The 17,231-nt window shown below is 42.2% G+C and carries 18 protein-coding genes; 7 read left to right on the top strand and 11 right to left on the bottom strand.

The window, feature by feature from the left end; genetic code table 11:
- Positions 1 to 10 precede the first annotated feature (10 nt).
- The 3 genes from ACPBEH_RS10745 to ACPBEH_RS10735 all read left to right on the top strand — a co-directional run bounded on the left by ACPBEH_RS10745 (position 11) and on the right by ACPBEH_RS10735 (position 2,283).
- Positions 11 to 898 (top strand): Cof-type HAD-IIB family hydrolase, encoded by an 888-nt coding sequence (locus tag ACPBEH_RS10745; protein ID WP_424349167.1) that lies wholly within the window; start codon positions 11 to 13, stop codon positions 896 to 898.
- Positions 899 to 904: 6 nt separating this feature from the next.
- Positions 905 to 1,423: an LURP-one-related/scramblase family protein gene (locus ACPBEH_RS10740; protein WP_424349166.1), complete on the top strand. Its 519-nt coding sequence runs from the start codon at positions 905 to 907 to the stop codon at positions 1,421 to 1,423.
- Positions 1,424 to 1,551: 128 nt separating this feature from the next.
- On the top strand, positions 1,552 to 2,283 hold the full coding sequence (locus ACPBEH_RS10735; RefSeq protein ID WP_424349165.1) for a DUF554 domain-containing protein: 732 nt from the start codon (positions 1,552 to 1,554) through the stop codon (positions 2,281 to 2,283).
- Positions 2,284 to 2,355: 72 nt separating this feature from the next.
- Here ACPBEH_RS10735 and ACPBEH_RS10730 read toward each other — a convergent pair whose 3' ends face one another.
- The 4 genes from ACPBEH_RS10730 to ACPBEH_RS10715 form a co-directional block, all read right to left on the bottom strand.
- Positions 2,356 to 3,216, bottom strand: coding sequence for a hypothetical protein (locus ACPBEH_RS10730; protein ID WP_424349164.1), 861 nt, complete (start codon positions 3,214 to 3,216; stop codon positions 2,356 to 2,358).
- 137 nt (positions 3,217 to 3,353) lie between these two features.
- Positions 3,354 to 3,917 carry an N-acetyltransferase family protein gene (locus ACPBEH_RS10725; RefSeq protein WP_424349163.1) on the bottom strand — a complete coding sequence of 188 codons (564 nt, stop codon included), beginning with the start codon at positions 3,915 to 3,917 and terminating at the stop codon, positions 3,354 to 3,356.
- A gap of 62 nt (positions 3,918 to 3,979) precedes the next feature.
- Complete coding sequence (locus ACPBEH_RS10720) at positions 3,980 to 4,651, bottom strand: hydrolase (protein WP_424349162.1); 672 nt, start codon at positions 4,649 to 4,651, stop codon at positions 3,980 to 3,982.
- 3 nt (positions 4,652 to 4,654) lie between these two features.
- Entirely contained in the window at positions 4,655 to 6,082 is a 1,428-nt protein-coding gene (locus ACPBEH_RS10715) for a PLP-dependent aminotransferase family protein (RefSeq protein WP_424349161.1), read from the bottom strand.
- 112 nt (positions 6,083 to 6,194) lie between these two features.
- Here ACPBEH_RS10715 and thiD point away from each other — a divergent pair, with 112 nt between their 5' ends.
- The 3 genes from thiD to ACPBEH_RS10700 are packed head-to-tail and all read left to right on the top strand — an operon-like array spanning position 6,195 to position 8,043.
- Positions 6,195 to 6,989: a bifunctional hydroxymethylpyrimidine kinase/phosphomethylpyrimidine kinase gene (thiD, locus tag ACPBEH_RS10710; RefSeq protein WP_424349160.1), complete on the top strand. Its 795-nt coding sequence runs from the start codon at positions 6,195 to 6,197 to the stop codon at positions 6,987 to 6,989.
- Positions 6,979 to 7,479 carry an ECF transporter S component gene (locus ACPBEH_RS10705; RefSeq protein WP_424349159.1) on the top strand — a complete coding sequence of 167 codons (501 nt, stop codon included), beginning with the start codon at positions 6,979 to 6,981 and terminating at the stop codon, positions 7,477 to 7,479. Before thiD ends, ACPBEH_RS10705 begins: the two co-directional genes overlap by 11 nt.
- A 12-nt stretch (positions 7,480 to 7,491) precedes the next feature.
- On the top strand, positions 7,492 to 8,043 hold the full coding sequence (locus tag ACPBEH_RS10700; RefSeq protein WP_424349158.1) for a TIGR01440 family protein: 552 nt from the start codon (positions 7,492 to 7,494) through the stop codon (positions 8,041 to 8,043).
- Between the two features lie 349 nt (positions 8,044 to 8,392).
- On the opposite strand, the gene glmS is transcribed toward ACPBEH_RS10700, so the two are convergent.
- The gene (gene glmS / locus ACPBEH_RS10695; RefSeq protein WP_424349157.1) at positions 8,393 to 10,207 is read right to left on the bottom strand and encodes a glutamine--fructose-6-phosphate transaminase (isomerizing); all 1,815 of its coding nucleotides are present in this window, start codon (positions 10,205 to 10,207) and stop codon (positions 8,393 to 8,395) included.
- Between the two features lie 196 nt (positions 10,208 to 10,403).
- Between glmS and ACPBEH_RS10690 the strand changes: the two genes are divergently transcribed.
- The gene (locus ACPBEH_RS10690) at positions 10,404 to 10,739 is read left to right on the top strand and encodes a hypothetical protein (protein WP_424349156.1); all 336 of its coding nucleotides are present in this window, start codon (positions 10,404 to 10,406) and stop codon (positions 10,737 to 10,739) included.
- 342 nt (positions 10,740 to 11,081) lie between these two features.
- On the opposite strand, the gene glmM is transcribed toward ACPBEH_RS10690, so the two are convergent.
- The 6 genes from glmM to ACPBEH_RS10660 form a co-directional block, all read right to left on the bottom strand.
- A complete protein-coding gene (gene glmM / locus ACPBEH_RS10685) occupies positions 11,082 to 12,434 on the bottom strand; it encodes a phosphoglucosamine mutase (protein ID WP_016265419.1) in 1,353 nt (450 codons plus the stop codon).
- Between the two features lie 34 nt (positions 12,435 to 12,468).
- Positions 12,469 to 13,617, bottom strand: coding sequence for a CdaR family protein (locus tag ACPBEH_RS10680; RefSeq protein WP_231953038.1), 1,149 nt, complete (start codon positions 13,615 to 13,617; stop codon positions 12,469 to 12,471).
- Positions 13,617 to 14,456, bottom strand: a complete 840-nt coding sequence (gene cdaA, locus ACPBEH_RS10675; protein WP_016265421.1) for a diadenylate cyclase CdaA — start codon at positions 14,454 to 14,456, stop codon at positions 13,617 to 13,619. Before cdaA ends, ACPBEH_RS10680 begins: the two co-directional genes overlap by 1 nt.
- Before the next feature lie 72 nt (positions 14,457 to 14,528).
- On the bottom strand, positions 14,529 to 15,596 hold the full coding sequence (locus ACPBEH_RS10670) for an ABC transporter substrate-binding protein (protein ID WP_142500999.1): 1,068 nt from the start codon (positions 15,594 to 15,596) through the stop codon (positions 14,529 to 14,531).
- Complete coding sequence (locus tag ACPBEH_RS10665) at positions 15,593 to 16,417, bottom strand: ABC transporter permease (RefSeq protein ID WP_011375056.1); 825 nt, start codon at positions 16,415 to 16,417, stop codon at positions 15,593 to 15,595. Before ACPBEH_RS10665 ends, ACPBEH_RS10670 begins: the two co-directional genes overlap by 4 nt.
- Positions 16,414 to 17,229 carry an ABC transporter permease gene (locus ACPBEH_RS10660; RefSeq protein WP_016265423.1) on the bottom strand — a complete coding sequence of 272 codons (816 nt, stop codon included), beginning with the start codon at positions 17,227 to 17,229 and terminating at the stop codon, positions 16,414 to 16,416. Before ACPBEH_RS10660 ends, ACPBEH_RS10665 begins: the two co-directional genes overlap by 4 nt.
- Between the last annotated feature and the right edge of the window lie 2 nt (positions 17,230 to 17,231).

Genomic DNA, 17,231 nt, shown 5'->3' with positions numbered 1-17,231 from the left:
AGGAATTGAATTGATTTCACTTATCGCATCTGACATGGACGGTACCCTTTTAAATGATAAAATGCAGGTTTCTGATGATAACATCAATGCCATCAAAGCGGCTCAAGACGCTGGGATTGAATTCATCGTCGCTACCGGGCGCAGTCGCAACGAATCACTGCCACTAATGGCTGAAGGTGGTATCAAACCAGCCTTAATCACCATGAATGGCGCTCAAGTTTTCGATCAATTGGGCAACGAAGTCATCAATATTCCAATTGAACCTGCTACTGTCGTGGCAGTTACGGATGAATTACGCGCTAGTGGTTACTACTTTGAATTGATGACCACCGCTGGTAATTATTCTGACAGCCAAGTCAACCGGATTCAAAATGTGGCCGATCTATTAGTCGACCTCAATCCTGATACCAGTTATAAAATTGCCGTTGCCCTAGCTGCAGCGCGCCTAGAATTAATGAATATCAACTATGTCGATGATCATTATGCCGGCATTATTGCGGATCCAACCATCAAAATTGTTAAAATTATTGCCTTTAGTACGAAAGGCCTCGCTGATCTAGAACCCGTGAAGGTTTTCTGTGAAGAACGCGGTGATTTAATTGTCACCTCTTCTTCAAGCAATAACATCGAGATCAACCACATCAATGCGCAAAAAGGGATTGCACTCGCAGCCTATGCCAAAGAAAAAGGAATTCCAATGTCTGAAACAATGGCGATCGGTGATAACCTCAATGATTATTCCATGATTGAAGCAGCGGGCATCGGCGTGGCAATGGCTAATGCAGTGCCCACGATTACCGACTTAGCCAATTACCATACCGCTAAAAACACACAAGATGGCGTTGCCCAAGCTATTTACCACGCCATCGACATTAACCAAGCAGCCGAAAAGAAGTGATGGCGCATGCCTGATTTATACATTAAGCATCAAGCAAGTGCCTTAAAAGGGGTCTCAACGATTATGGATGACCACCAACGGCCCTTGTTCCTCTTAGTCGGTAGTCGCGGCTTACGCCAAGATGGGTTTTCGCTCTACCGGCTTTCGGGTGAATTACTCGGTGAAATCAAACAGAAATCACTCGGGTTTTCACCCAGTTTTGAACTATTTCAAAACGGCCAATCAATCGGCAGCCTCCAGAAGATTTGGGGTGTTTGGCGTGAATTCGTCTATGTTAAAAATCTCAACTGGCTAATTATGGGTGACCTAATTCAGAATCAATACCGCATTATCTACCATACCCAAACCATCATGCAAACTAATGTTATCCTGACAAGTACTGGGCCTACTTTTAAATTAGCAATCGCTGAAGATGCAGATCAGATTTCCTGCATTCTAATTGCGGCCGTTTTGAATCATTGGGTGTATACACAACCAAAAGCTTTCATTCGTAAGCTAGCACCTAACACGCTTCGCTTTAGTTAAACAGATGAGTCATCGCCAAAAGCGGTGACTTTTTTGTTGTCCAACGTTAAATTCATAAAAATTTGCCTCCCCTTTTTTTAATTGGTATAGTTGAATATGTTATTTTTAAAATTAAAGGGGTCTTTACAATGCCAACTGGCGTCATTATTAATTCATTATCCGTCTTATTCGGCGGTATTATCGGTGGTTTATTGGGTGATAAACTATCCGCTAGATTTAAAACAGAGATCACTTTAATCTTCGGCGTTTGTTCAATGGGGATGGGCATCAACGCAATTGTCGTCATGCGAAATATGCCGGCCGTTATCCTCGCAATTGTCTTAGGGACCGGTATTGGTTTAGCCGTTCACTTCGGTCACTGGATTGATCGTGGCGCTGTCTTAATGGAAAAGCCCATTTCAAAACTATTCCCAGTTCGTAAAACAACTTTGACCGATGCTGAATTTATTTCAGCCCTCGTAACCGTCATTGTTTTATTTTGTGCAGGCGGCACCGGTATCTATGGTACGCTCGATGCCGGTATGACTGGTAATAGCACTATCCTTATTTCCAAATCAGTGCTCGATTTCTTCACCGCCGCGATTTTCGCATGCAACTTAGGGTACGTCGTTTCGGCGATTGCCATTCCACAATTTATTATCTTCTATATTATTTTCTTACTCGCTAAATTAATTTTCCCATTAACCAATCCCAGTATGATTGCTGATTTCAAAGCCTGTGGTGGCTTTTTAATGCTCGCAACTGGTTTCCGAATGGTTAAAATTAAAGAGTTCCCGATTGCGGATATGATTCCGGCGATGATTCTCGTCATGCCACTTAGTTGGCTATGGACCACGGTGATTATGCCGTTGTTATCGTAAAATTAAAATTCAGTTACTGAACTAAAAAAACGTTATTAGCATTCGTGCTAATAACGTTTTTTAGTTTGGTAATCAATACGATACCGGATACTCGTACCGGCTTGGAATTAATTTGTATTCTTCGTTTGACTCATACAAATTACGAGACTGCTGATTCTCAAGCTCAATTTCATAAAGACTACCCACTGGAAAATTCCGAATTATTTCTATTGGTAAATATTTCTTCATCATTGGTTCAGATAGTCCCTCATTTTCGGATTCAATCAAATTAGCGAGCATCCCCGTTGACATTTCTTTTACTGGAATATATTTTTTAATATAAAAATAGTTTCTACTATTCGTCTGTCGACTTAGCCACTGGATTCTCTCTTTGAATGGTCTCGTTTTTAGCCACGTATAATGCTCTAAAAAACGACGCCAAAAAGCGAGTTCAGTTGAGTAAAAGTGAATCTCCCCGCCATTGGTTAAATCATTTATTTCAGTTCTATTGGCACTTCCTTCTAATAAACCACTCAGCATTTCAGAAACTGGTTGATTGAATTCTGAATATTCGTTGGATTTCTCCAAAAGCATCGTTTCATGTTTTGATAAGTCAACAATATTAGGGGTTGTCGAAGTGCCCCGAAATGAATACTCACTATTTCCCGACATTGATTTCATATATAGTCTGGTCAAAGCCTTTTTACGTTGCGCTTTCGTAAATTTAACGGTTACGTCAAAACCACCCGCTTCATCAGCCAACATTCGATCATGCGTTATCTTGGGTGTTATCCCCAGCACCGTTCGATAATAACGATCACCTGCTGCCATATATGGTCCGTATTTTGCTTTTGGCACATGACACATCGTTAAAATCAGTACACCAAATAACAGCATGACGGTTAGACAGCCAATTGAACAACCCGTTGCACAGCTCATCGTTTTTCGCTTCATGTCTAAATGATACCCCAATTCTACCATTGTATAGTTAACGTATTAAACCACTTTTATATTAGTATATCATCGCCATGATTAAAGTAAAAGGCTCGGACAAACGTAAATTTGTCCGAGCCTTTTTCTAAAATTTTAAATTAAATTGCTTTGACCATATGTTCATAACGGTGATCACCAATCATTAGCTCACCTTGTTTTACAAAGCCCATGCGCTCATATAATTTCTTAGCCCCTGGATTTTGTAAATCGACGCTCAGACTGATCATCTTCTCACCGCGTTGCTTCAAATAATCGGGCAAGGCCTTCAAAAGGGCGGTCCCAACACCACGTCCTTGTGCATGTTCGGCCACGGCTAGTGTGTCTAAATACCATTCACCTGGTTGGGCTTCTTTATCCGTGAAAAAGCGGGTTTCTTCAGGTAAGCCGATTTGTGGGAAAAGTGGTGCTAGTGCATCATCGATGTGGGCTTCCTTTTCTTCTGGGAAACCAACGACAATCCCTAATATTTCACCGTCTTCTTCATAAACCAGTGTATTAGCATAGCTATACCGGTATTCTGGCATTTCAAATGCCTGTTTTAAGATCTTAAATAGATTTTCGAGCGGTATCTCCTGAAAAAGTGGCATCTCCATTTCTTCAAAAACAATATTAATAATGGGTAAGACACTTTGTGCATCTTCAATTGTTGCTTGACGAATCATTCAAAAACCTCCTTCAATATCTCTTAAGCATACGGGGGAATTCGCAAATCGTCAACTTTCAACTAATCTAAATCCGCACGATAGTCCGCCATTTTCTTAGCGAATAACTCCCCGTTAGTCGGCGGCGTGTAGGTCAACGCATTGGCGCCAGCCTCAATCGTACTTAGAATAGTCTCTTCATCATGCCCACCCGTCGCGATGATTGGGATTTGCGGATATTTTTGCCGAATGGCTTTAATAATCGCGGGCGTTTTTGCTGCACCACTCACATTAAGAATTGAAACCCCGGCTTCAATCTGGGCCGCATAGTTCTGACGTTCTGAGACAACGGTACCAACGATTGGCACATCCACTACCTTATTAATCATTTTAATGGTCTCAACGGAAGTTGGCGCATTGACCACCACCCCCATTGAACCAGCCGCTTCCGCCAATAAGCCCATATACGCTGAGCGACTCCCCGCTGTCAGCCCGCCACCAATCCCGTTTAAAACTGGAATGGTCGCCACATTACTGATGGCATTCATGACCGCTGGATGCGGCGTAAAGGGATAAACAGCCAGTACAGCATCCGCATTCGTATTATTGACAATCGCCACGTCAGTCGTGAAGATCAATGTTTTAATTTTCTGGCCTAAAATCTTAATCCCACCAACTTGGCGCGCAATTGCGGGTGGTCCAACAACACTCGTTTTAAGTGGTGTATAAATTTCCGGTACAAATTTTTCTGTCATTAATCAGCCCTCCTCATTTAAAAGTCGTTGTAATCGCTGCGCCAATGCCGTTAGTTGAGACGTATTGAGACGCGCAAAATTAATCCGAAAAGCAGCCTGATGTGCACCAAATAATGTGCCTGGTGCTAGTGCCACATGCGCCGCAACAAATGGTGCTAATGCATACGGTTTAACTGCCCGGGTCGCCCAAATATAAAAACCACCTTGGGCCACACTGAACTGCCAGTTAGGCAATGCACGCGCCAAAACCCGTTGCGTCTGTCGTGCCCTTATTTGTAGCTGCTGACGCAATGCGACTAATTGCGTTTGAAAATGCGGCTCCTGAATTGCCAAGGCGGCCATCACTTGCGACATAATACTTGGAACTAAATCCATTTCCCGCTGAACACGCACCAATTGGTCAATCACTTGCGGCGTTGCAGCAACCCATCCAATTCGGGTACTGACACCCATAATTTTCGATAAAGAGCTCATATAAATCACATTTTCAGGATCAAGTTGTTTTAACGTTGGCAAGGCTGGCGTCGTTTCAAAGCGTAACCAACCAAAAACATCATCTTCGACAATTGGTACTTGATACGTTTGGCAAAGCCGAATAACCGCCTGCCGTCGTTCTAAGCTCATGACTTGGCCCGTCGGATTTTGATAATTGGGATTGAGAATGACTAATTTAATGCGATGCTTTACAATCAATTGCTCCAGCGCAGCCAATTGAATACCTTCTGTATCAAGTGGTGCACCAAACGAGCGAATCCCAGTTGCTTCAAATAACGTCGCTTCGTGGAAAAATGACGGTGATTCAACTGCGACCGCATCCCCCGGTACCAATAATCCCTGCAATACTAGAAAAAGTGACTGTTGCGCACCCGCGGTCAATAGGAGTTGGCCTTCAGGTAACACTAATTTTTGATTCTCCTGATTCAAGCGGTTAATCGCCGTTAACAATGGCGCGTACCCAAGTCGTGTTTCTGCTTCTTGGGCGCGGTTAAAATCTTGCCACGTTAACGGTGGAAATTGGAATTGCGGCATCAAATCAGCTGGTAAGTCGCTCGAATAAACATCGATTAAATCGGCGGGTTGCTGTGCAATTAATTGTTGCAGTGCCTGGCGCTTTACTTGCCCGACTTGAAAAGGTTGCGACGTTAAATACGTATGCCAATTAACGCGCCGCTGCGCTTGTTGTTCACCAGCCTGTTGACTGACGAAAGTCCCACTACCAACACGCCGCACCAATATACCATCTGTCGTCAGCTCATCAAACGCTCGCGTCACAGTCGAGCGGTTCACTGTTAATTGCGTAGCTAACCATCGTTCTGCCGGTAACTGTTCACCTGGCGATAGTAACCCCTGTTCTAATAGGCTAATCACCATTTTTTTAATCGCTAAATATTTTGGTTTCTGTGCTGGTAAATAACGTGCCCACTCTATCAAGTCCTCACCTCTCTTTAAGTGTATAAATTGGCTGGTAAAAAAACAAGCCAATTGGCTCTTTTGTCCCATCACACTATCCGTTAAGGTTAATATAACCAAAAGGAGGCGGCTTATGTCAAACATTCTAACTATTGCTGGTTCTGATACATTGGGCGGTGGCGGCTTACAGGCGGATTTGAAAACCTTCGAAGCCTTCGGTCACTTCGGCGTCAGTGCCGTCACCTGCCTCGCAACGGTCATGCCGGATCAAACTTTTCAAATTCAGAATATCGAAACTAAAACGGTATTAGCCCAGATTGAAGCCATCTTACATTACGTGCCACTAACGGCTATCAAAATCGGCTTAATTAACGATGCCACGACACTTGAAAAAATTGGTCGTCTTTTACAAAAACAACCGCATTTGCAAATCATCACGGATCCTGTCTTGGCCTTCAAAGAAACCACTGATAAGCTGCAACAACAGTATCTAGATAGTCTGAAGGAATTCTTATTGCCGCAATCCCTAGTCGTAACCCCTAATCTAGTTGAAGCCCAATTACTAAGTGGCTTGCCCCAGATTCAGACACGGGCAGAACTGGAACAAGCCGCAACCATTATCCAATCTCTCGGACCACAACACGTCGTTATCAAGGGTGGGCAACGTTTCCCTGATGATGACGCCATCGATTTGTTGCGCAGTGGCACAACTAACCACTACCTCAGCGCGCCCCGCTTAACGAGTACGACTCGCAACGGTGCTGGCTGTACCTTATCGGCCGCTATTACAGCGGCAATCGCGAGCGATCGTGATATTTATCCCGCGGTTAAAGTGGCTAAACAATTCGTCTATCACGGGATTCAAAATGGGATTCAACTGCGCCACGGCTTCGGCAATGTGCGCCAAGGAGGTTCATATGAATTTTAAACAGCGTCAAATACCCGTTATTGCGATTCTAACGGCCCTCACCGTTTCTTTATCTATGTTATTCATCATTCCCGTCCCAGCGACTAAAGGTTTTGTCACGCTCTGTGAAGTGGGTATTTACACCACGGCAATTATTTTAAAGAATCCGGGCGGTTTAGCAGTTGGTGCGTTGAGTGGTTTGCTGATTGATTTATTATCAGGTTATCCTGAATGGTGCTTGTTCTCCCTTTTAATTCATGGTACCCAAGGCTTTGTTGTCGCGTACCTCACCCGCAATGATGAACGGCCCAGACGCTTATTCATGCCACTGCTATGCGGGAGCGTCATCATGGTCGTTGGTTATTGTTTAGCCACGAGCTGGCTTTTCGGTTGGGCCGCAGGAATCGCCTCTATTTTGAGCAATATCGTCCAAAATGGCTTTGGTATTTTAGTCACAGTTTCCTTAGTCAAACAACTTTACCGGGTTCGTCCCCAACTTTTTAGTGAATAGGAGTTTTTTTATATGTCAATTGATCTCAATCAAATTAAACAGGATTTAACCCAAATTACCAACGACGTCTTAACGGCCGCCAACTTACGCCGTGGCGATATCTTCGTGCTCGGTTGTTCAACGAGTGAGGTGGTTGGTGGCCATATTGGCAAAGCCTCTAGCCGCGAAGTCGGTGCAACGATTATCGAAACCCTTTTAAGTATTCTCAAGCCGCTCGATATCCAATTAGCCGTCCAAGGTTGCGAACACATCAATCGTAGTTTAGTAATGGAACGTTCAGTCGCTGAAGCACACAATTTCGAAATTGTCTCCGTTGTTCCCGCAATGCACGCTGGTGGGGCTTGTTCCGTTGCTGCTTTTGAACAATATAGCGATCCCGTTGAGGTGGAACATATCGTCGCCCATGCCGGCCTTGATATCGGCGATACGGCCATTGGCATGCACGTGAAATTCGTGCAAGTTCCCGTACGTCCTAGTCTCGATACATTAGGCGCTGCACACGTGACAGCACTCCGATCACGACCAAAATACGTCGGTGGACCACGCGCTACTTATGACATTTAAGCAAATCTAAAAAAGGCATTCAGAAATTAATCTGAATGCCTTTTTATATTTGCCACGCTATGTTAATGCTCAAAATCTGATCGAGTTTTAAAACCACTCTTATTTGAAACGTGCTTTGAATACCAACTTTCTGTGCTTTGCTACACTTGTCAAACCGGCGAATCCTTCGCCAATTCGCCAAGTTAGGCAAATGCTCAAAAGTTACCCGGTATCAAAACCACTCTTATTTTTGAAACGTGCTTTTAAAACTAGCTTCTTCCGTTTAGCCACGTTAGACAAATAATCGATTCCATCGCTTATTTGTCTCCCTGAGCTAATCCTCAGAAGCTAACCAGTTTTAAAACCACTCTTATTCTACTGTAACACTTTTGGCTAGGTTTCTTGGTTGGTCAACGTCGTAGCCTCTTTGAAGACTTGCATAATAAGCAATCAGTTGTCCTGGGATGATACCTAACAATGGTGCTAGTAATGGATTAACATTTGGTAAGACGACTTGGTCGCCAGCTTGGGCGTGGTCTTCGCTGACAATTGTTAACGTCTTAGCCCCACGTGCGCGAACTTCTTGCAAGTTACCGCGTGTATGATCAATCGTCTTAGCATCCGTTAAGAAGGCCATCACTGGTGTCCCTTCTTCAATCAAGGCAATTGTCCCATGTTTCAATTCACCGGCAGCAAAACCTTCTGCTTGAATATATGAAATTTCTTTCAACTTCAAGGCGGCTTCTAAACTCAAGGCATAATCTTCGCCACGGCCGATGTAAAAGGCATTGCGGGTTGTCTTCAAGTACATCGTTGTGAAATCTTCAATCGCTTGTTTTTCACTCAATAAGGTTTCCATCCCGGTTGCGACTAAAGCCAACTCATGGTTAACATCGAAATCTTGAGCAGCTTTGATAGCGGTATGGCGACCAAGCGCTACTGCTAAGAATAATTCAACCGCGATTTGAGCTGTGTAAGCCTTCGTTGAAGCGACCGCAATTTCAGGACCCGCATGTAGCAACAGTGTATAATTGGCTTCTCGTGAAAGCGTTGAGCCTTGGCTATTCGTGATTGTTAGGCTTGGATAACCTAATCTATTCGTTTGCACCAATACTTGGCGACTATCAGCTGTTTCACCACTTTGTGTTAAGAAAATGAAGAATGGTTTCTTCGATAGAATTGGCATGTGATAACCAAATTCACTGGCCACATGTACTTCCACCGGTTTTTCAGCTAATTTTTCAAATAATGATTGGCCAATTAAACCGGCGTGGTAACTTGTACCAGCTGCCACAATATAAATCCGGTCTGCGTCATCAATTGCCTTAAGAATTGCTGGATCGATTTTCATTTGACCAGCGTCATCCACATATTCGGTTAACAAACGGCGCATTACTGCGGGTTGTTCGTCAACTTCTTTTAACATGTAATGGGGGTAAGTCCCTTTGCCAGCTGCACTGGCATCCATGTCAACATGGTAACTATCACGATGAATGAAAGTCCCGTCTAAATCTTCAATTTCAACCTTGTCCTTTTTAAGAGTGACCATTTCGCGGTCGTGAATTTCAATAAAGTCTTTGGTTTCGTTTAACATTGCTAAAGCATCTGAACAAACAACGTTGAAATCAGCGCCGACACCAATTAATAATGGTGATTTATTCTTAGCCACGTATAACGTCTCTGGATCGTTCCGATCAATCATGACAAAGGCGTATGAGCCTTCAATCAACGTTAGGGCCTTGCGGAAAGCTTCCTTAGCTGATAGTTGTTCTGTCTTAGCTAAATAAGCGATTAATTGAACGGCCACTTCAGTATCTGTTTCACTTGCAAAGTTGACTTGGCTTAAATAAGTTGCACGTAATTCAGCGTAGTTTGTTAAAACGCCGTTGTGGACCAAGTAGAAACGACCATCTTCTGAAACGTGTGGGTGAGCATTTGCTTGACTTGCAACACCATGCGTTGCCCAACGTGTATGACCAACACCAATTGTCCCCTGTACTTCAGGACCAACTGCGGCTTTTAAAACACTAATTTTACCGGGTTCTTTAACCAAATAATCGCGACCAGTTTGACTATTAACATAAATCCCTGCTGAATCATAACCACGATAAGCTAATTTTTCTAAACCATTTAATAAAATTTCAGTTGTATCTTCTTTACCAATCACACCGACAATTCCACACATATCAAATTCCTCTTTTTCTCTTTGGTTTTATTTTTAATTTTAATTGGTATAACACTTAAATATAATAACACCAACGTTTTTATTGTCAAGATTTTTATTGGTATATATCAATGTGTAACATTGGTATAGTCCTGAATAAATCCTATTAAATTATGCTATACTAGACCTATTCAAAACTTAATCGGGAGTCTTGATCATGAAAAAAGCTATTCTAACGCTTCGCCTCATTTCGCTAATCGGGTTACTAGTCGGGGCGGGTTTCATCTTGGTTGCCCCTCAGACCGTCGCCTTACATATCACCGCTGATAACGTCGTTGATTCATCTGGTAGTCGCTTCATGTTGCTCCTCGAACCACTCTTATTGATAATCGTCAATGAAGTCAGTATCTTCAGCATCAAACGCTATCGCCACAATTTTTCATTAACCGAGGCACCGATGATTCTTGTTAAAGAGTGGTATTACATCTCCGCTGCGATTGTCTTGTTGATTACTTTTAGTTTTTTGATGTATCAACAGATCACTTGGCATTAAAATCATAAGCACAAAAAAAGAGCGTAAGACAAAATTACTTTTGTCTTACGCTCTTTTTGAATCGTCGAAAATTTCAAACGCACTCTTGGTTTAAACGTGCTTTTTGGTTGCAACAACTTCCGCTTAATATAAAATTGCCAGTAATCCTAAAACCCTGGATTACTGGCAATTTTGTCTTAATGCTCAGTTGCTACCCGCAACTAAAAGCACTCTTGATTTAAACGTGCTTTTCGAAACTGCCTTCTGCGCTTAACGATATTTGCCAAATCAGCGATTTTATCGCTAATTCGTCAAATTAGGTTAATGCTCAAAGTCAAACCGTTTCAAACGCACTCTTTTTAATTATTCACCAATTTCAGATTGAACGACTGCGGCAATTTGGTCCGCATATTGGTTAACCTTTTCTTCAGTAGCGGCTTCACACATGACACGTAATAGTGGTTCTGTCCCACTAGGACGGACCAAGACGCGGCCATCACCGTTCATTTCTTTTTCAACAGTATCAATAGCGGCTTGGATCTTATCGTTTGTTAACCAAGCATCCTTGTCCTTAACTGTTAAGTTAACTAATTTTTGTGGGTAAGTTTGAACTGGGGCTGCCAATTCTGATAACTTCTTACCGGTTTGTTTCATGACATTCATTAATTGAATCCCAGTTAACATCCCATCACCAGTATTATGGTAGTCAAAAATAATGATATGGCCAGATTGTTCGCCACCTAAGTTAAAACCTTTTTCGCGCATTTCTTCAACGACGTGGCGATCACCAACGTCTGTTTGGGCAGATTTCATTCCATTAGCTTCAATTGCTTTATACAAGCCAATGTTACTCATCACTGTTGTGACAATTGTATCTTGTTTCAAGCGACCTTTTTCAGAAAGATAGTGACCCAAGATAAACATGATCTTGTCGCCATCAATAATGTTCCCTAATTCATCGACTGCGATACAACGATCGCCATCGCCATCAAAAGCTAAGCCCATATCAGCGCCTGATTCCAAAACCTTTTTAACAAGATTTTCAGGATGGGTTGAACCCACACCATCATTGATATTTAAACCGTTAGGATGAGTAGCAGTTGTTGTGAAATCAGTTTCTAAATCAGCAAAGACCCGGCTAATCAAACCACTTGTTGAGCCGTTAGCGCCATCAACAGCCACTTTTAAGCCTTCTAAATCATCAGGAATTGTATGTTCCAAGAATTGTGTATATTTCAAAGCACCTTCTGGATATTCTTCAACAGTCCCAAGGCCTTCACCTTCTGGACGTGGTAATGTATCTTCTGGTGCATCTAAAATAGCTTCAATTTCTTCTTCAGTGGCATCAGGTAATTTATAACCATCAGCTCCGAAGAATTTAATCCCATTATAAATAGCGGGATTATGTGATGCAGAAATCATGATACCGGCACTTGCTTCTTGAACCTTAATTAAATAAGCAACTGCTGGTGTTGTGATGACGCCTAATGATAGGACTTCAATCCCGACTGACAATAAGCCAGAAATTAAAGATTGTTCCAACATTTGTCCTGAAATCCGTGTATCGCGAGCAACTAACACTTTAGGCCGTTGGTTTTTATCAGCGTGTTTTGTTAAAACGTAGCCGCCAGCGCGACCTAATTTAAATGCCATTTCTGGGCTTAATTCTAGATTAGCAACGCCACGTACACCGTCAGTTCCAAAATATTTTGTCATGTCTAATTATCTCCATTCCATCTTCTTAAACGTTTTATGATTCGTTCGTATTTGCTGTACTGCTTGAGTTGTCACTACTACTACTTGACTCACTGGTTTGATTATTATCAGTCGTCTGACTCTCACTTGTCGTACTACTACTGCTACTTTGCACTTGGCTTTGACTCATTGAAGTCGTTGACTCTGATGAAGACTGCGTTGTTGTTTCCGTACGACTAGTCGTCATCCCAGTTGGTGCTGTAACCTTAATATTGACCTTTACCTGTTTAGGATGACTGTCATAGACGCCACTTGGAAGCGTCAAAGTCACCGTGCGTGTCGTATCTTTAGTGATATCCGTCATATCGACCGTTAGTGGTAAGTCCGTTAAGGTTGCCAAAGTTTGCTTCTTCCCGTACACCGTTACCTGTTCCGTTTCTGAACTCAACGTGTACTGGTAGCCGCTCTTTTCACCCGTTTTTTGTAAACTGAGTGGGACCGTCTTTTTATTCATCTGAACGGCAATCTTAATATTAACAGTTTGGGGTGAAATTAAAACATTCACCGTCTTACCATTACGATCAACCGCTTGTAGAAGCGTTTCTTCGTTAATATCATTTTTGGTCCCTTTATCAGGATCAATTGTCGCTACCACTCGCGCAACTGAATTAACAGCTGCCTTGGCTCCACTAACTTGTACGACATCTTGACTAATCTTAGGATTGCCAATACTATAACCAGTCGCCAAATTTTCTTCCTTGACGTTAACTTGTACTGGGAACTCCTTAGTCAATTTATGTTCAATTTTAACCTTAATGGTAGCTGGTTCAATCTTCACTTTGATGTCTTTGTTAATCCCGGTTTGTGTTAATTTAACCGTATGCGTCCCAGCACCTAGCTTCGTTAAATCGCCAATCACCCGGAAATTCAACGTATTAACAGCAGATGTGATCAACGCATTAGGACCTGACAAGGTTACTTTAACTTTTTGAGGATAGCCGGTAATAAAATATTTATCGGTATCCGCATTAATTTGCAACGGCACCTTCACAGTTTCACTGCGCGTCGCTAACATTTGTGTGTTGTTATTATTAATTTGGCGCGTGGTATTAATTTTATCAATATTAACGTAGCTAAAAAGGAGTAACGATAAGAAAAGCGCTAATATCCGGTACAACCAAGGCCCTTCTATAAAGTTTTTCATTATTTATGGCCTCCTTTTTTGAAGCCGTCAACGAATTCTTGCAATAGGCTCACCTTATCTTCTTCTTGCGTAATTAAGTGTGAGTTTAAGTATTTCAAGTAATCTTCCCGCGTTAAGTCGCGCATCAATTCGTTATTCTTGGTTAACGTGACACCACCGGTTTCTTCAGAAACAACGATCGTCAACGCGTCCGTTACTTCACTAATCCCGACAGCCGCACGATGCCGCGTCCCCAGTTCCTTAGGAATTAGATTACTTTCTGACAGTGGCAAGTAAGCCGCCGCAACGGCAATCTTATCCTCGCGAATAATAACGGCCCCATCATGCAGTGGCGTGTTGGGAATAAAGATATTAATCAATAATTCCCCTGTGACATCGGCGTCTAGATCAATCCCGGTTTCAATATAGTCTTCTAACCCGGTATTCATCTGAATGGTAATCAATGCCCCAATTCGCCGCTTTGACATGTACTGAATCGCCTTATCTAAGGCCTTAATCAAGTTGTTTTCTTTTTCAAGTTTAGGATTATTACCCCGCATCAATAGTGAACCACGCCCGATATGTTCCAAGCCACGACGAATTTCTGGTTGGAAGATGACGATTAACGCAATCACAATCCAACTGATAAATTGATCCATGATGTACGAAACGGTTCTTAGACCAAGGTACCAACTGACAATCTTGATGATGGCAATGACCATGATGCCTTTGAAAAGCTGCACGGCTTTCGTGCCCCGAATCAACATGATTAATTTATAAATAAAATACCAGACCACAATGATATCCAAAATATTGGCTAACATGCGCCAGGTTAACAATTGTGCCCAATCAACTGACATGGTGACCTCCATTCAAAAAATTTCTTTTTCCATTATACCATGAAGCCTTTTTGTTTGCTGATAGCTTCACAATTAATGTTGCATCTTAAATTCTAGGAATAAATCGTTGTATAGACCAACCATCTCAGGTGATAAATCACTATAAACTTGTAGTTTATTCAGCACTTTTTGACTTGGGTAATAGGCTGGATTATTCCGGGTTGCTGCTGGTAGTAGCGCTTTTGCTGGCATATTCGGTGTTGAATAGCCAATGTATTCCGCGTTTTGCGCCGCGTTCTTAGGTTCTAACATGAAGTTTAAAAAGGCATAAGCTGCTTTGGTATGTTTAGCCGTCTTGGGAATCACGAGGTTATCAAACCAAACGTTACTCCCTTCTTCCGGAATCACATAGTGCAGATGTTTATTGTTGGCTAACATTTCAGCCGCTTCACCGGACCAGGTCACGGCGACGCTCGCTTCATTTTGAACCATGTACATCTTAATTTCATCGGCAACAATTGCCTTAACATTGGGTGCCATCTGATCAAGACGTGCTTTAGCAGCTTTTAACGCCACTGGGTTGGTACTATTGACAGATTGGCCGTTTTCAATTAAGCCCACCGCCATCATGTCCCGCGCACTATCGACGACCATAATTTTACCGCGATATTTTGCTTGCCATAAATCGGACCAATGCGTTAAGGGCCGATCGACTAATTGATCATTATAGATAATGCCTAACGTCCCCCAGAAATAAGGGAGCGAGTATTTATTACCCGGGTCAAATGGTTGATTCAAATAAGGTTTGCCAATGTTTTGAAAGCCGGTTAAGCGTGAATGATCGATTGGTTTCAAAAGATTGGCCTTCCGCATTTTTTCAATCATATATTCACTCGGAACCGCCAAATCGTAAGCCGTGCCACCTTGTTTAATCTTAGTGTACATCGCTTCATTACTATCAAAAGTTTCAACCGAAACGTGATAGCCGGTTTGCTTTTCAAATTTCTTAATCAATGATGGGTCGATATAATCGCCCCAATTATAGAGGGTTAATGTATTGTTTTTCGTATAACCTTGCGATTTTTGTAGCTGAACCGTCCCGAACCAAAGGGCTGCACAGACGACGAGGATTGCTAACGTTAATCGTCCTAATTTATTCATTTAACTGGCGCCCCCATTTTCTGCTTCCGTTTTGCTTTGTGTGCTTGATTGCGTTGATTTAATAAGTAATAGCCACCCACTAATAATAGTGAGAAGACAAACATCAAGGCTGATAGCGCGTTAATTTCTAAACTAATTCCTTGTCGAGCTCGTGAATAAATCTCAACGGACAACGTTTCAAAACCGTTGCCGGTAACGAAGAAGGTCACCGCAAAATCATCAAGTGAGTAGGTAAAAGCCATGAAAAAGCCGGCAAAAATGCCTGAACTAATATACGGTAAAATTACCTTGCTGAGTACTTGCCAATCAGTCGCCCCTAAATCACGCGCCGCATCAACTAATGCAGGTCGCATTTCGTTTAATTTAGGCAGAACCATCAAAACCACAATTGGAATTGAGAAGGCAATATGACTCAGTAAAACTGACCCAAACCCTAGCCCAAGGCCCAAGAACGTGAAGAAAATCAAGAAGCTGGCCCCAATGATAACATCGGGTGAGACCATCAAGATATTATTCAAAGATAAAATAATATTTCTTAACCGCCGTTGCTTGGTGGAATAAATCCCCAACGCGCCAAAGGTCCCGATAATCGTCGCACAAAGTGATGATAAAATCGCAATTAATAGTGTTTCTAGGACAATTTCAATCATCCGTGTATCCGCAAATAAGTCTTGGTAATTTTGCCAAGTGAACGATTTAAAGCCGTTCATATTGTCGCCGCTACTGAAAGAATAGAAAATCAGATAAAAAATCGGTGCGTACAACAAAATGAAGACGACAATTAACCAAACATGTTGCCATTTAATCTTAGCTTGTTTCATTTCATCGTCACCTTCTTCTTCGTCTTCTTTTCACCGGTTAACATCATGATGAGGCCCATTGCGACAATCAAGACAACCCCGATTGTCGAACCCATGCCCCAATTCATCGTCGTTAGGAAATGTTCTTCAATCGCGGTCCCTAAAGTAATCACTCGGTTACCCCCGATTAAACGCGTCAACATGAATAGTGATAATGATGGGATGAAGATGGCTTGCACGCCCGCTTTGACACCGGCCATCGTCAAGGGTAACACGACTTTTGAAAAGGTCTGCCAATTGCTGGCCCCTAAATCGCGACTCGCATTCACTAAAGAAGGATTTAATTCTTCCAAACTATTGAAAATCGGTAAAATCATAAATGGAATTTCAATATAGGTCGCCACCACCAAGAAACTAAAGTTGGTGAATAGAATCTGTTGTGGCCCGATGCCAAACCACCCTAAGAAATGATTGATGGCGCCATCTTGACTGAAAATCCCGATAAAGGCGTATGCTTTTAACAAGAGATTAATCCAAGTTGGTAGAATAATGAGTAACAGCCATAATTGCTTATGCTTGGTTTGATGGAGCCAATAAGCGGTTGGATAACTGATTAATAACGTGATTAACGTAATCAAAAAAGCATACCAAAGCGAATTCAGCGTCATCTTCAAATAAGTGCCGGATTCAAAATAAGTGACATAATTTTGGAGCGTCACATGGTTATTAATATCAAAGAAGGACTGATAAACGATTAAAGCGACCGGCGCTAGCACGAATAACAAAAGCCACAGCGCGTATGGTAAATAATAAATTAATTGTTTTTTCCGCATAA

This window comes from Latilactobacillus parasakei, from assembly GCF_049674265.1.
Classification (GTDB): domain Bacteria; phylum Bacillota; class Bacilli; order Lactobacillales; family Lactobacillaceae; genus Latilactobacillus; species Latilactobacillus sakei.
The sequence above is the reverse complement of the archived record's forward strand: the minus strand, read 5'-3'. Positions and strand labels throughout refer to the sequence as shown.